Origin of the sequence: Sphingobacterium sp. UBA3549, from assembly GCF_002376635.1 — a bacterium.
Taxonomy (GTDB): Bacteria; Bacteroidota; Bacteroidia; order Sphingobacteriales; family Sphingobacteriaceae; genus Sphingobacterium.
Genome location: NZ_DFOE01000024.1, coordinates 148,222 through 162,164 on the forward strand (window position 1 = coordinate 148,222; position 13,943 = coordinate 162,164).

The window sequence follows — 13,943 nt, forward strand, 5'->3', positions numbered from 1 at the left end:
GATGAGTATATTGAAGAAAAAACCTTTGGAGCAGCTGGGATATGGATTTATCCCAGCTGAATTTATTCCAGCAGGACAAGACGAATATACCCTGCGTTTTCAACAAAATCCGCGGAATGACTTTCGGGATCTGACGGATGAAGAGATTCAGCAGTTAATCAAAAACGGCAACTGGTCCAGCGACTGGTCCAAAGTTAAAGTATCGGCGGTCTTTGATCCAAATCAGATCCAACATTGTAAATTCTATGGTCTGGTCCGTATCGGAAATCTGAGCCCAAGTTACCTGGACTATCGCAATTTGAAATTGCCTATAGGCCTGTATCATTCCACGATTGTAAGTTCGGATTTTGGCGACGATGTTGCTGTCCATCACGTGGGTTTTCTGTCTTACTTTATCGTTGGTAATGAGGTGCTGTTAAGCCAGATTAAGGAAATGGAAACAGGCAGTACAGCGAAATTTGGCAATGGTATCCTCCGCGATGGCGAAGCGCCCGAAAAACGGATACAGCTGGAGCTCTGCAATGAAAATGGTGCACGCTCGGTCTATCCTTTTGATGGCATGCAGTCTGCAGACGTATACCTCTGGACCCGTAATCGACAGGATCATGTGCTGCAACGCCGATTTGGGGAATTGACTGATCAGAAATTTGGCAGTCAACGTGGCTTTTACAGTCAGATCGGCGACCGTTGTGTCATCAAAAATACCTTCACGATCAAAAATGTAAAGATCGGAACTGATGTATATATCAAAGGGGTCAGCAAACTGAAAAATGTGACGGTCAATTCCTCGCAGGAATCTTATACCCAGATTGGCGAAGGCTGTGAGCTTGTCAATGGTATCATAGGCTACGGCTGCCGCATATTTTACGGTGTTAAAGCCGTACGTTTTATCTTGGCTTCTTATTCGCAGTTGAAGTACGGTGCCCGTCTGATCAACTCGTATCTGGGCGACAACTCCACTATTTCCTGTTGCGAAGTATTAAATTCTTTGATCTTCCCGGCACATGAGCAGCACCATAACAATTCTTTTCTATGTGCGGCGCTCGTGATGGGCCAAAGTAATATGGCTGCGGGAGCTACGGTAGGATCCAATCACAACTCTAGAGCAGCGGACGGTGAAATTATCGCGGGACGTGGTTTTTGGCCGGGACTCTGTGTCAGTTTAAAACACAACTCCAGATTTGCATCGTATTGTCTTATTGTCAAAGGAGATTTTCTGCACGAATTGGACATTAGATTGCCTTTTACGTTGGTAAGCAATGATGTGCAGCATGATCAGCTGGTATTGATTCCGGGCTATTGGTTTATGTACAATATGTACGCGCTGGTGCGTAATGCCAATAAATATGAAGCCAGGGATAACCGACATTTCAAAAACCAATATTTTGAATACGATATGTTGGCACCGGATACGGTGAATGAAATGTTTGAAGGAATGGATCTATTGGCTTTGGCCGTTGCAGATAGTCTTCATACCGCAGCAGGTAAGGAAGTGCAGGAGCGTATTATTGCCGGCCGGGCACTGCTCGCCAACAATATGGATCTTAAGAACCAGACCATTGTGCTCCAAGGAGCAGAGAATTCCCGAAGACCTACCGTGATTCAGAAAGTAGGTGAGGCGTATCATTTGTATCGCTCGTTTATCAAATACTACGGTGTGTTGCATTTGATGGATGCACTCGAGGACGGTCTTTCGCTGCAGGATATCATAGAATCCTTAGCGGATAAGACGCGTACAAGCTGGCAAAATATAGGTGGGCAGCTGATCGAAAGCAACGCGTTGCAAACTTTTCTGAATGATATTAAATCTAAAAAAATAGATTCTTGGGATGAAGTCCACGAGTTCTATCATGATAAGAGTAAAGCTTATGCCTTGGATAAACGTGAACATGCGCTCTTGTCTTTAATGGAGATTCTAAATTTAGAAGGGATGGCTTTATCAGCAGATAAAATTGTATCTTTGTTGGATCAGGCACTCGGACACCGAATCTGGATTGGTGAACAGATTTACAAATCGCGCGCTAAAGACTACAAAAATCCATTCAAAAACATGGTGTATGCCAATGATGAAGAACGAGATATTGTGGTAGGAAAGCTGGAGGAGAACTCCTTTATCAATCAACAACAAAAAGAATTAGAGACATTTAAGATAAGGGTTGCTAATTTGAAAGGGCAATTTTAAAAGAAAGGCTTCCGCTCGGAGGCCTTTTCTTTTTTGAACTTCACACTGCCTGAAGAAGCTCCACACTGCCCAAAAATCCGCGCTGCTCTCGAGCGTGAGTTGCAGTTCTTTAATCATTAATCTTATCAAGAGGTTTGCGTTTATTCTCTTTGATCTGTTTAAAGTGACTCGGTGTAAGTCCAGTAACCTTTTTAAATTGATTACTTAAATAAGCAACACTGGAGTAATTGAGTTTATAAGCAATTTCACTCAGGGTGAGTTCGTCATAAACCAATAACTCTTTGACATATTCAATTTTCTGGCCAATGAAATACTTTTCGATGGTCATGCCTTCCACTTCTGAAAAAAGATTGGAGATGTAGTTGTAGTCGTGATGTACTTCCTTGCTGATAATTTCGGAAAGATTGAGGTTAGTATCATTATGCTGGTTGCGGATAAGGTCCAAAACAAGATGTTTGACCTGCTCAATGATGACCGTTCTTTTATCGTCAATGAGTTCAAAGCCAAGGCTGGAAAAGGTGGCAGCAAGTTGCTTGGTCTCCGCTTTGGTTAGTTCTTCATCGATTTCAACCTGACCCAAGGAAATATGTTTGATATGGAGATTGAGCTTGGCCAATTCATTTTCAACGACCATAATGCACCGATTGCACACCATATTCTTTATCGCAAGTTTCATATGTAAATTATTTTAAATACAAGTTACCAATGTAAACCCAAAAATCGATAATTTATTGGACATGGGGTTGTAAGATTTGGAGATTATCTTGTATTATTTTTTAAAGCGTTACGGTTTGATTTCAATGGGAGTGCCAATTGGAACTGCTTTAAAAAGTTCATCAATCTCCGAGTTAGTTAGCGCCATACAACCTAAAGTCCAGTCCATGTGCCGCTGCAACTTGCCGATAAAGCCCATACCATTTCTAAGCCCGTGGATCTTAATGTCGCCGCCAGCTGCCTTTCCTAAGGCTTTGGCCTGGGCGATATCTGCTTGATTGGGATAGGAGACCCCAAGGTTTTTGTGGTAGTCGCTATACTGATTTTTATCGTTGATCGTATATAGACCCTCAGGTGTTTTTAAATCGCCTTCAAACTGTTTGGCACCGATAGGTTGCCTACCCAGTGAAATCCGGTAAGTTTTTAACAGCCTTCCGTCACTATACGCTAATAGCGACCTTTTCGATTTGTAGACGACAAGCTTGTCGACTTTAGCGTTGTTACTTAGTGCAGGTTCCGGATAGCTGTTGTAGCCCCACAGCCCCAGGGCAATAAGGATAAAGAGAGCGATAACCGTTTTTAATACTATTTTACGTTTTTTTTGTCGCTTCATCTTTGAGAAGTTTTAAAAGTGTATAAATGGGTAAACGAAGTGCCAGACACTGCGCTGGCACTCGGTTTATTTTTATGCTTTCGTTTTCCGGAAGATAAAGTATAATCCGACTAATATAAAAGGTATACTTAATAACTGACCCATGTTTAGAGCCATGCTTTGCTCGAACGCTTCCTGGTCGATTTTAAAATGTTCCAGCACCATACGCGCGCCGAACAATAAGACCATAAAAATGCCGAATAGCTGACCTCTCTGACGGTTGGGATTTGACTTGAATAGGGAACCGATGATGATAAAGATCAAAATATAAGCGATAGCTTCATAAAGCTGTCCGGGATGACGGGGTATATTGTCTACACGTTCGAAGACAATAGCCCAAGGAAGGTCGCTGGGGGTTCCAATAATTTCGGAATTAAAGAAATTCCCAATACGGATAAGTGCTCCGGCAATAGGGACAACGACAACGAGTCGGTCTGCCAGCCACAGAAAATCGGTTTTCGTTTTTCTGCAAAATAAATAAAGCGCGACAAGAATCCCCATGGCCCCACCATGGGAAGCTAGGCCTGCAAACCCTGTGATATGAAATCCTGTATTATCCCACTTGAATGGTAGGAAAATCTCCAGGATATGATCTTTATAATACTCAAAATCGTAAAACAGGCAGTGCCCCAATCGTGCTCCGATTAAAGTGCCCAGAAAAATATAAATTGATAGTTGATCTAGTTGCTCCTGTGTACGGCCTTCTTTTTTGAAAATACGCAACATAATGACGTATGAGACAAAAAATGCCAATAGCCAGCACAATGCATAATAACGCAGGGCAAAGGCGCCGAAGTTGAACATTTCAGGGTCAATATTCCAATGTATTGCACTTAATATTGAATTCATAAATTTTATAGCTGTTTAAATTACTTTGGAGTAAAGATAAGCTTTAATCTCATTTTTTTGGTTATAATTTGCTTAAACAAGAGCAACACGATCATGGCGTTTGTTATTTCAGGTAGGCAGGCCTTCTTTCTGCTATTATTTTCCAAAAAACATTTTTACTTTTGCAATTCATTGAAATTTTCATATTTTGACGAAAGTAAATAGAAAAGGAAAAGATGGCAGAAAAAAACAAGAAAAAAGAGCCGAAACACAATACGATTGTGACTAAAGATTCGCTTTCATTTTTTGAAAAATATATCAACAACGCTTCTCCAACAGGATTTGAGTGGGATGGACAGCGTTTATGGCTGGATTATTTAAAGCCTTATGTCGACGAGACGTTTGTAGACAACTACGGTACTGCCGTGGGTGTAATTAACCCGAGGGCGGAGTACAAAGTGGTTATAGAGGCTCATGCTGATGAGATTTCTTGGTTTGTCAATTATATAACAAAAGACGGGCTGATCTATGTGATACGCAACGGTGGTTCGGATCACCAGATAGCACCCTCTAAGCGCGTGAATATTCATACGGAAAACGGTATCGTCAAAGCCGTATTCGGCTGGCCGGCTATTCATACACGTTCGGGCGAGAAAGAAGAGAACCCTACATTAAAAAATATCTTTTTGGATTGCGGTTGCAGCACCAAAGAGGAGGTCGAAGCTTTGGGTATCCATGTCGGTTGTGTGATCACTTACGAAGATACATTCTCTATCCTGAATGATCGTTATTATGTCGGACGTGCGATGGACAATAGGGCAGGTGGCTTTATGATCGCTGAGGTGGCACGCTTGCTAAAAGAGAATAAAAAGAAATTGCCATTTGGATTATATATCGTAAATTCGGTGCAGGAAGAAATTGGTTTACGTGGAGCAGAAATGATTGCAGACCGGATCAAACCGAATGTCGCTATCGTTACCGATGTAACGCATGATACGCAGACTCCGATGATTAATAAGATCACGCAGGGGGACCTGTTCTCAGGAAAAGGCCCGGTATTGTCGTATGCACCAGCAGTGCAGATCAATTTGAATAGGCTGTTGGTGAAGGTTGCTGAAAAGAATAATATTCCATTCCAGCGTCAGGCTTCTTCCCGTTTTACTGGAACTGACACGGATGCATTCGCCTATAGTAATGGTGGTGTACCGTCGGCGCTGATTTCTTTGCCACTGCGATATATGCACACGACAGTAGAGATGGTTCATAAAGAGGATGTCGACAACGTGATCAGACTGATCTATGAAACATTATTGAATATAGAGAATGGTCAAGACTTTAGAACATTTACAAAGTAGAATTTAGAATATATTAACTTATCATTAGAATTATTATGGAAAATAACCAAAATCAAAACGAATTGAGCATCGAGTTGACAGAAGAAGTAGCAGAAGGAATCTACTCAAATCTTGCGATTATCACTCACTCTAATACTGAATTTGTGGTTGACTTTATCCGTGTGATGCCAGGAGTGCCAAAAGCAAAAGTGAAATCAAGAATCGTTTTGACTCCGGAGCATGCTAAACGCTTGTTAGGTGCATTGGTTGATAACGTAAATCGTTTCGAGGCGTTGAACGGTCCGATTAAAATGGATGTAGGCGCTGCTGAACAACCTCAACAAGGTGGTGACCCTACTGTAGCATTTCCTTTCGGAACTCCACAAGGTCAAGCATAGTTGATAAAAACTATCCCTGAGATATAAAAAGCGTCAATGATCCCATTGACGCTTTTTTTTGTCCTTAATTTAACAATTACTGCTGTTTCGCCTTTAAGAAAGGGCTTAAGAATGTAATACAGCAACGTTTTATCGCATTTTCTGAAACCCTATCGTACCTAATCTTTTCGGATTTTCTCCATATAAACGAACTTATGTACTCAAAAGTTGTTATCTATGGATGCTGGCCCTTTTAGTGCATGCTACATACCCGGTATATTACCTATGGATAGCCCTTGTACCAGGCCTTTACTTTTACTAAATTTAGATAACTAATTTCAAAAAGGAGAATTATATGGATATTCAAGTGCGGAACTTGACAAAGAAGGATTATGTTGATTTGAAAAAATCGATGGAACAGGCATATGATGGTGTAGGTGAAACCTGGTCGAAAGAAAATATTCAAGACCTGATCGATTTATTTCCAGAAGGACAATTATGTGTGGAGATTGATGGGCATGTTGTCGCTTGTGCCCTGTCCATTATTCTGAATTCAAAAAAGAATAATATCTACGATAGCTATTATGAGATTATTGATAATGGCAAGTTTACCAAGCATAGTGATGATGGGGATACCCTCTATGGAATAGAAGTGTTTGTGCATCCCAGTCATCGGGCTCTTCGACTTGGACGCCGGCTTTATGATGCACGTAAGGAGCTGTGCGAACAGATGAACCTCAAAGGTATCATTGCTGGCGGTCGGATACCCAATTACCATAATTATGCAGAAAAAATGAGTCCGCGGGTGTATATTGAAAAGGTCAAGCGCAAAGAAATTTTTGACCCCACTTTAACGTTTCAGCTTTCAAATGATTTTCACGTCAAGAAAATCCTCAAACATTATCTGCCTGAAGATGCAGAATCGATGGAGTTTGCTACGCTCCTCGAGTGGAACAATATCTATTATGAGGCCGAGACGCGATCGATTTCGACGACAAAGCAAACCATCCGTCTGGGGTTGGTGCAATGGCAGATGCGTTTATTTGATAATCTTGATGCATTTTACGATCAGATTGAATTCTTTGTGGATACAGTAAGTGATTATGGAACCGATTTTATTATGTTTCCCGAGTTTTTTAATACGCCGCTCATGAGCCCGTACAACGATCTTCCGGAACGTTTGGCAATGGAAAGGCTTGCGCAGCACACTGCGGAGATTATTGATCGCATACAGCAATTTGCCGTATCCTATAACGTTAACATTATTGCAGGCTCTATGCCTTTGGTAGAAAATAAAAAGCTCTACAATGTTTCTTACCTCTGCCATCGCAATGGTAAACTAGATCAGTTTAAGAAAATTCATATTACACCGAACGAATTTAAATACTATGGTATGGTCGGGGGGAGTGAAGTGAAGGTTTTTGATACCGACTGTGGTAAGGTAGGGCTATTAATCTGCTACGATGTCGAATTCCCTGAGTTGAGCCGAATCTTGGCAGACCAGGGCATGCAGATTCTCTTTGTTCCCTTTATGACCGATACACAAAATGGTTATATTCGTGTGCGTACCTGTGCGCAGGCCAGAGCGATAGAAAATGAATGTTACGTAGCTATCGCTGGTTCTGTGGGCAATTTGCCGCGTGTGAACAATATGGATATTCAATATTCGCAGTCTGCTGTCTTTACGCCTTCAGACTTTGCCTTTCCAAATAATGCCATTAAAGCGGAGGCAACCCCAAATGCCGAAATGGTACTGATCGCCGACGTTGATCTGTATGCGCTTCGGGATCTACATGAATATGGTACCGTTAAAATCAAGAAGGATCGGCGTAAGGATCTATATGAAGTAAAACTTTTAAAGTAATTTTATATATGCTTTTAATTTAATAAAATATGATACAAAAAGTCAAGTGGGGAACGCTGTCGATCGTTTTCATGATGATGTCATGTCAGTCAAATAAGAAAAGCGATACGGCTCAAGAGGTCCGGACCAGTTTTTTTGACGTTTCGGGAATGGATACCACGGTGCATCCAGGGGATAATTTTTTTGAGTATGCGAACGGAGCCTGGATGAAAAATACCCAGATCCCGGCATCAGAAACAGGATGGGGGTCATTTTACATTCTTGAGAATGAAAATTTGGAGAAGCTCAGATCTGTTTTGGAAAACGCTGCAAAATCAGCTGACAAGAAGGGATCCGATCAGCAAAAGGCAGGCGATTTCTATGCCAGTGGCATGGATACCGTGACCATCGACAAATTGGGAGCAAAGCCGATCGAAGGAGCAATCCAGAAAATCAATGCGTTGAAAAGCATCGAGGAACTGATCGCTTATGCTGCAGATGGATTTAAGGAGGGTGATGGAGACCTTTTTACATTTTATGTCGCTGCGGATGATCGGATCAGTACGAAAAATGCATTGCAATTTTTTCAGGGCGGACTTAATCTACCTGAAGCAAGTTATTACCTCGATCAGGATGATAAAGCAAAGAAAATCAGAAAGGCTTATGTGGCCTATCTGGTTAAATTGTTTGGATTGATCGGAGAGGGAGCCAACGCACAAAGATTGGCAGAGGAAGTACTTCAACTGGAAACCGCTATCGCCAAATCTCATGCGACTCCGGTAGAATTGCGTGATCCCGTTAAAAATTATCATAAATTCGCGGTGCAGGATTTCCAAAAACAGACGCCAAATCTTAATTGGAAGGATATCCTAAGTCGTTTGGATATCAAAACCGATACCATGCTCGTGCAGCAACCTAAGTTCTATCTTGCTTTAAATAAGCTGTTGAAATCACAATCTCTAGAGATCTGGAAGACAAAGCTCAAAGCAGATTTAGCAAATGCGTCGGCTAACGCTTTGAGCAAGGAATTTCGAGAAGCTAAATTTGAGTTGTTTGGAAAAATATTGAATGGTCAGCAGCAGGAGAAAGAACGTTGGAAATTAATGATGAGCTCCGCAGATCAAAACTTGGGGGAGATTGTCGGAAAGTTATATGTGGATGAATATTTCAAACCTGAAGCAAAGAAACGAATGCTTGAATTGGTCGACAACCTACAAAAGGTGTATAAAAGCCGCATCGAGAAATTAGACTGGATGACACCGGAGACCAAGAAGAAAGCGATCGAAAAATTGGAGGCCTTCACCAAGAAAATCGGTTACCCTGAAAAATGGAAAGATTATAAGGACGTGGAAGTGTCCAAAGATGCCTACTATGCCAATTTACAGTCTGCAGCCAAGCATGCTTATAAAGAAATGGTAGAAAAAATCGGTAAACCGGTTGACAAGTCGGAATGGCTGATGACAACACCTACCGTAAATGCATATTATAATCCGCCTTACAACGAAATTGTATTTCCGGCCGGGATATTGCAATTTCCATTTTTTGATGTGAACGCAGACGACGCAGTAAACTATGGCGCTATTGGCGCCGTTATCGGCCACGAGATGACCCACGGCTTTGATGATCAGGGGCGTCAATATGATAAAGATGGTAATTTGAGCGATTGGTGGACTGCGGTCGATGCAAAACAGTTTACAGAGAGGGCCAATCAGGTAGCGAAGTTATATAGTAGTTTTACCCTGTTGGACAACCAGCATGTAAATGGTGAACTCACTTTGGGCGAAAATCTCGCTGATATCGGAGGCCTCAATATTGCCTATGATGCCTTTAAATTGACCAAGCAAGGGCAGGGGCAAGAAAAAATCGATGGTTTTACACCGGATCAACGTTTCTTCCTGAGTTTCGCGCAGGTATGGCGCGTAAAGAGTAGCGATGAAAGAATGCGTTTGCGTTTAAAAGTCGATCCGCATAGCCCCGAACAATTTCGTGTGAATGGCCCAGTGTATAATATGGAGGCTTTCTATAAGGCATTTAATATACAGCCCACGGCAAAAATGTATGTGGCACCCGAGAAGAGAGTTTTGGTTTGGTAATAACTTTTGGGCACGAATGGTATTGTCTTGATGATGTTTAGGGCAATACTATTCACAAAATAACGTTTAACTAGAAATGAAAATGTAAATTTGTCTTTGAATTATGATAAAAACTGATTACTTTTGCCCTTCATTTAATAACACATTTAATTAATTAACAATGTACGCAATAGTAAATATAGCAGGACAGCAATTTAAAGTTGCAAAAGACCAGTTCCTTTTTGTACACCGTTTACAAGGAGATGAAGGCGCTAGTATTGAATTTGACAATGTATTGTTAGCAGAAGACGGTGGTAAATTTACCATTGGTACACCTAGCGTTGCTGGTGCAAAAGTTTCGGCTAAAATTTTGTCTCATTTAAAAGGCGATAAAGTTATCGTTTTCAAGAAAAAACGTCGTAAAGGCTACAAAAAGAAAAACGGTCACCGTCAACAATTTTCTAAAATCCAGATCACTGGTATTACGTTATAATTGAATTTTTAATCAGACAAACAGTCTTAAATTAAGATAAAGAAATGGCACACAAAAAAGGTGCGGGTAGTTCGAAGAACGGCCGTGAGTCACATAGCAAGCGTTTAGGTATCAAAATCTTCGGTGGTCAACAAGCAATCGCTGGTAACATCATCGTACGCCAACGCGGTACACAACACAATCCTGACACAAATGTTGGTATTGGTAAAGACCACACATTGTTCGCTTTAGTAGACGGTAAAGTAGTTTTCCGTAAAAAAGCTAACAATAAATCTTATGTATCTGTAGTTCCTACAGAACAAGCATAAGGTTTTGCAACAATATTTAAGAGGCATCAAGAAATTGATGCCTTTTTTTTACTACTTATCTGCTTTTCCCTTATGCCAGCGGCCACACCTGGCCACCTCGGAAGCTGTTGCAATAGCGCACTAACACCATCTTAAAAAGTTTAGTTGCAGCACACTACTGTTTAAAAGTCTCATCCCACTGTACTCAATTTGTTAAGCTTGATAATGAACTGTTTAAGGTTTTAAACAGATTTAAATTGTTATTTTCTGTTAAATGTAACTGCTTTGGTACAATTTTTATAAAATATTAGTGTTTCTAAAATAAACACCAATTGATGAAATATCGACAGAGACGGAATAGGACTTTCCAGGCAGCAGCAGCGACGCCCGCTTGGTTTGTATATCTGTACACGATGTGCGCGTGTAGACGAGATGATTTAGATATTTTATGCCTATAAAAGAGCGAAATGTGATGGATTCATGTGTCCATATCATGCAAAAAAGAACGAATAAATACTTACATATGAAATACAATAAGTTGGGATATGCTATGTGCGCTGGATTATTTGCCTGTTCATTCTATTCCTGTAGTTCCATTTATATGCCCAATGTGCCATCCGCGCCAATGTTTACAGAAGCGGGGGAAGTGTATGTGTCGGGTAATATTAATACCAAAGCCAATGTATCGGCCAACCTCGGTGTAGCTGTCACTGATCACGTGGCGGTGATTGCCAATGGTTCCTATGTAGATAGTAGATCCAATATCAAAGACTATGCGCAAAAAATGGGAGAGGCAGGAATAGGCTATTATACACGGTTTGGTCGTAAAAATAATCGCGTATTTGAGGTTTATGGCGGTTATGGGGTGGGAAATACGAGTGTAATCGATAAGCGTTCATCGACAATGGGACAAGCAATTGTGGAAACGAAGGACATGGATTTTGACAAAGTGTTTGTACAGGTCAACTTTTCATCGGAAAAAAAGGATGCCCTGAAACTATTTGGTAACCGGCATGACATCGATTATGGTACCATCATCCGTCTGAGCAATATGCGCATGAAAAATTTTGCGATCGATGGCCTTCCGGCAGAAAAAGAGGAAAATATGCTGGTAGAACCTGTATTTTATACCCGGATGGGGCTTGGAAAAGGGTGGAAGCTGCAGTATACAAATGGTATGGTTTTCGGTCTCAAAAGTAATACCTATTTAAAAGCAGGATATCCATTGTTTACGTTGGGAGTTTTATATAAATTTGGAGGAAAATAGCGGCTATGAACAAGAAAATATTATTGGCGTTTTTTGTAGTGCTGGGTTTTTTTATTTCCGGCTGTGGAGTAAATCGACAAAAAGCGCAGATCGAGAACTTAGCGAAATGTAAGTTCGATGTAGAATCAGTGGATAGTATCCGGTTGGCAGGCACATCCCTGCAACGACTGATCAGAAATAATCAGATTGACTTAGGAGCCGCGCCAAGCTTAGCATTGGCGTATTTGCGGAAGGATATCCCCTTAGACGCCGTAATCCGGCTTAAAATAGATAATCCAACGCTTAAGAAAGCGTCCATTAATAAATTTCAATATATCATTCTTTACGGTGGGCAGCAGCTTGTTGAAGGTATTGTCAATCAGTCCTTACAAATAGAACCCGGAGAATCTACGGTCGCTAATGTACGTATAGCAACCAACATCTACGATTTGTTGAAAAATTCGGATCTACAGGATTTTTTAATGTCAAGCGATGAAAATAAAAAAGGAATATTCACGTTAAAAGTGAAACCTTCAATCAATATCGCCGGTCAATCTGTTTTCTATCCAGGTTATATTACCATAGATAAAGCGGTAAGCCGCAAGATCCTGCTTTAGCGTATAAGCGTAAGCGGCTAGATAATAAGGTTTTTCATGGAAGTGGAAAACCTTTTTTGTTTATTCGGCGGGCAAAGGATTGGTCAGAGGCAGTTTACCAACTGCTTTCAAAACTGTGGGCCTTGTTGACATGGGGAAGATTTTAGGAGCTGATTTTTCAATTGTTGCGATTTTTGGACGGTGGTATGTGATTTTGCTAAACCGTTATTATAAATGGACTATTATGTGAAGAATTAAACTGTAATAAAAAAGTTATAGTGTCAAAGTGTAAAGTATACACCTTATTTTATATTTTAGTCCTTAATTACAAACCTAAATATGTTTAAAAAAATCTTTATTCCTGTTTTATTATTTACTGGCGTACATGCTATGGCACAAAAGGCCTTCGAGCCATACGAGCAGTCTATTGAAGGAACTAATTTGACATTCAAAATGCTCGCCATCCCTGGCGGTAATTTTACAATGGGAAGCACGAGTGGAGGTAAGGAGGATGAAAAACCTGCGCATGAGGTTAAGTTGGATCCGTTTTGGATGGGTCAGTATGAAGTAACATGGGATCTGTTTGAGCCATTTCTCTATAAAGACTATGAGATTGCAAAGAGCAAGGACGGACAAGTAACCAAAGAAATCGATGCTGTTACCCGACCGACCAAACCGTATTTGGATATGACTTTTGGTTTTGGGAAAGAAGGACATCCAGCCTTGGCAATGACCCATTACAATGCTATCCAATTCTGTAAATGGCTATATGTGCGCACCGGGGTGTTTTATCGTTTGCCCACAGAGGCGGAGTGGGAGTATGCTGCCAGAGCAGGTTCCAAGACAGCGTATTTTTTCGGTGATCAAGCAACACAACTAGCAGATTACGCTTGGTTTAAAGAAAATGCGGAAGAGAAAACGCATGTTGTCGGACAAAAGAAGCCGAACCCCTGGGGTCTTTATGATATTTATGGCAATGTAGCCGAGTGGACTTACGACCAATATAAAGCCGATAGCTACAGCGAAGGTACGGGAAAGGTGTTGACCAACCCGGTAGTGGTACCAACTACCCTCTATCCACACGTTGTCCGTGGTGGTGCATTCGATAGCGCGGCTGATGACCTTCGTTCGGCGGCTCGGGGAGCATCAGATCCAGTATGGAAGCAACTGGACCCGCAAGTACCAAAAAGTAACTGGTGGTTTCCAGAAGCACCTTTCGTCGGACTAAGATTGGTAAGACCAGCTACTCCGCCTAGCCATGAAGAGATTATGGCGTATTACGATAAAAAACCAATTAAAGATTTTTAAAAATAAAATAA

Annotated in this window: 13 protein-coding genes; 10 read left to right on the forward strand and 3 right to left on the reverse strand. The window is 41.1% G+C overall.

The annotated features are described in order from the left end of the window. The first annotated feature begins 1 nt into the window (after position 1). Positions 2–2,182: a DUF4954 family protein gene (locus B2W36_RS12620; protein ID WP_293884489.1), complete on the forward strand. Its 2,181-nt coding sequence runs from the start codon at positions 2–4 to the stop codon at positions 2,180–2,182. 109 nt (positions 2,183–2,291) lie between these two features. Here the strand turns inward: B2W36_RS12620 and B2W36_RS12625 are convergent, their stop codons facing one another. From B2W36_RS12625 to lgt, 3 genes are all read right to left on the reverse strand, one after another. Next, complete coding sequence (locus tag B2W36_RS12625; protein ID WP_293888002.1) at positions 2,292–2,858, reverse strand: helix-turn-helix domain-containing protein; 567 nt, start codon at positions 2,856–2,858, stop codon at positions 2,292–2,294. 108 nt (positions 2,859–2,966) lie between these two features. Further along, positions 2,967–3,509 (reverse strand): L,D-transpeptidase family protein, encoded by a 543-nt coding sequence (locus B2W36_RS12630; RefSeq protein WP_293888004.1) that lies wholly within the window; start codon positions 3,507–3,509, stop codon positions 2,967–2,969. Positions 3,510–3,581: 72 nt separating this feature from the next. Then, positions 3,582–4,397: a prolipoprotein diacylglyceryl transferase gene (lgt, locus tag B2W36_RS12635; RefSeq protein WP_293884492.1), complete on the reverse strand. Its 816-nt coding sequence runs from the start codon at positions 4,395–4,397 to the stop codon at positions 3,582–3,584. Between the two features lie 215 nt (positions 4,398–4,612). On the opposite strand from lgt, the gene B2W36_RS12640 reads away from it, so the two are divergent. The 9 genes from B2W36_RS12640 (at position 4,613) to B2W36_RS12680 (ending at position 13,932) form a co-directional block, all read left to right on the forward strand. Then, positions 4,613–5,731 carry a M42 family metallopeptidase gene (locus B2W36_RS12640; protein ID WP_293888006.1) on the forward strand — a complete coding sequence of 373 codons (1,119 nt, stop codon included), beginning with the start codon at positions 4,613–4,615 and terminating at the stop codon, positions 5,729–5,731. A gap of 35 nt (positions 5,732–5,766) precedes the next feature. Then, the gene (locus B2W36_RS12645; RefSeq protein WP_293888008.1) at positions 5,767–6,108 is read left to right on the forward strand and encodes a DUF3467 domain-containing protein; all 342 of its coding nucleotides are present in this window, start codon (positions 5,767–5,769) and stop codon (positions 6,106–6,108) included. A 334-nt stretch (positions 6,109–6,442) separates the two neighbouring features. Next, complete coding sequence (locus B2W36_RS12650; RefSeq protein ID WP_293884495.1) at positions 6,443–7,951, forward strand: carbon-nitrogen hydrolase family protein; 1,509 nt, start codon at positions 6,443–6,445, stop codon at positions 7,949–7,951. A gap of 29 nt (positions 7,952–7,980) precedes the next feature. Further along, the gene (locus B2W36_RS12655) at positions 7,981–10,023 is read left to right on the forward strand and encodes a M13 family metallopeptidase (RefSeq protein WP_293888010.1); all 2,043 of its coding nucleotides are present in this window, start codon (positions 7,981–7,983) and stop codon (positions 10,021–10,023) included. A 160-nt stretch (positions 10,024–10,183) separates the two neighbouring features. Then, entirely contained in the window at positions 10,184–10,495 is a 312-nt protein-coding gene (rplU, locus tag B2W36_RS12660) for a 50S ribosomal protein L21 (protein WP_028068281.1), read from the forward strand. A 44-nt stretch (positions 10,496–10,539) separates the two neighbouring features. Beyond that, a complete protein-coding gene (rpmA, locus tag B2W36_RS12665) occupies positions 10,540–10,803 on the forward strand; it encodes a 50S ribosomal protein L27 (protein ID WP_046672918.1) in 264 nt (87 codons plus the stop codon). Positions 10,804–11,305: 502 nt separating this feature from the next. Next, on the forward strand, positions 11,306–12,049 hold the full coding sequence (locus tag B2W36_RS12670) for a hypothetical protein (RefSeq protein ID WP_293884497.1): 744 nt from the start codon (positions 11,306–11,308) through the stop codon (positions 12,047–12,049). A gap of 5 nt (positions 12,050–12,054) precedes the next feature. After that, positions 12,055–12,645: a hypothetical protein gene (locus B2W36_RS12675; protein WP_293884498.1), complete on the forward strand. Its 591-nt coding sequence runs from the start codon at positions 12,055–12,057 to the stop codon at positions 12,643–12,645. Between the two features lie 318 nt (positions 12,646–12,963). Next, positions 12,964–13,932, forward strand: a complete 969-nt coding sequence (locus B2W36_RS12680) for a formylglycine-generating enzyme family protein (RefSeq protein WP_293884499.1) — start codon at positions 12,964–12,966, stop codon at positions 13,930–13,932. The last annotated feature ends 11 nt before the right edge of the window (positions 13,933–13,943 follow it).

What these genes read in the sequence shown, in the direction of transcription:
- B2W36_RS12625 (WP_293888002.1), bottom strand. Translation starts at nt 2,858, where the DNA reads ATGAAACTTGCGATAAAGAATATGGTGTGCAATCGGTGCATTATGGTC.
- B2W36_RS12650 (WP_293884495.1), top strand. Translation starts at nt 6,443, where the DNA reads ATGGATATTCAAGTGCGGAACTTGACAAAGAAGGATTATGTTGATTTG.
- B2W36_RS12640 (WP_293888006.1), top strand. Translation starts at nt 4,613, where the DNA reads ATGGCAGAAAAAAACAAGAAAAAAGAGCCGAAACACAATACGATTGTG.
- B2W36_RS12655 (WP_293888010.1), top strand. Translation starts at nt 7,981, where the DNA reads ATGATACAAAAAGTCAAGTGGGGAACGCTGTCGATCGTTTTCATGATG.
- B2W36_RS12670 (WP_293884497.1), top strand. Translation starts at nt 11,306, where the DNA reads ATGAAATACAATAAGTTGGGATATGCTATGTGCGCTGGATTATTTGCC.
- B2W36_RS12680 (WP_293884499.1), top strand. Translation starts at nt 12,964, where the DNA reads ATGTTTAAAAAAATCTTTATTCCTGTTTTATTATTTACTGGCGTACAT.
- rpmA (WP_046672918.1), top strand. Translation starts at nt 10,540, where the DNA reads ATGGCACACAAAAAAGGTGCGGGTAGTTCGAAGAACGGCCGTGAGTCA.
- rplU (WP_028068281.1), top strand. Translation starts at nt 10,184, where the DNA reads ATGTACGCAATAGTAAATATAGCAGGACAGCAATTTAAAGTTGCAAAA.
- B2W36_RS12630 (WP_293888004.1), bottom strand. Translation starts at nt 3,509, where the DNA reads ATGAAGCGACAAAAAAAACGTAAAATAGTATTAAAAACGGTTATCGCT.
- B2W36_RS12620 (WP_293884489.1), top strand. Translation starts at nt 2, where the DNA reads ATGAGTATATTGAAGAAAAAACCTTTGGAGCAGCTGGGATATGGATTT.
- B2W36_RS12645 (WP_293888008.1), top strand. Translation starts at nt 5,767, where the DNA reads ATGGAAAATAACCAAAATCAAAACGAATTGAGCATCGAGTTGACAGAA.
- B2W36_RS12675 (WP_293884498.1), top strand. Translation starts at nt 12,055, where the DNA reads ATGAACAAGAAAATATTATTGGCGTTTTTTGTAGTGCTGGGTTTTTTT.
- lgt (WP_293884492.1), bottom strand. Translation starts at nt 4,397, where the DNA reads ATGAATTCAATATTAAGTGCAATACATTGGAATATTGACCCTGAAATG.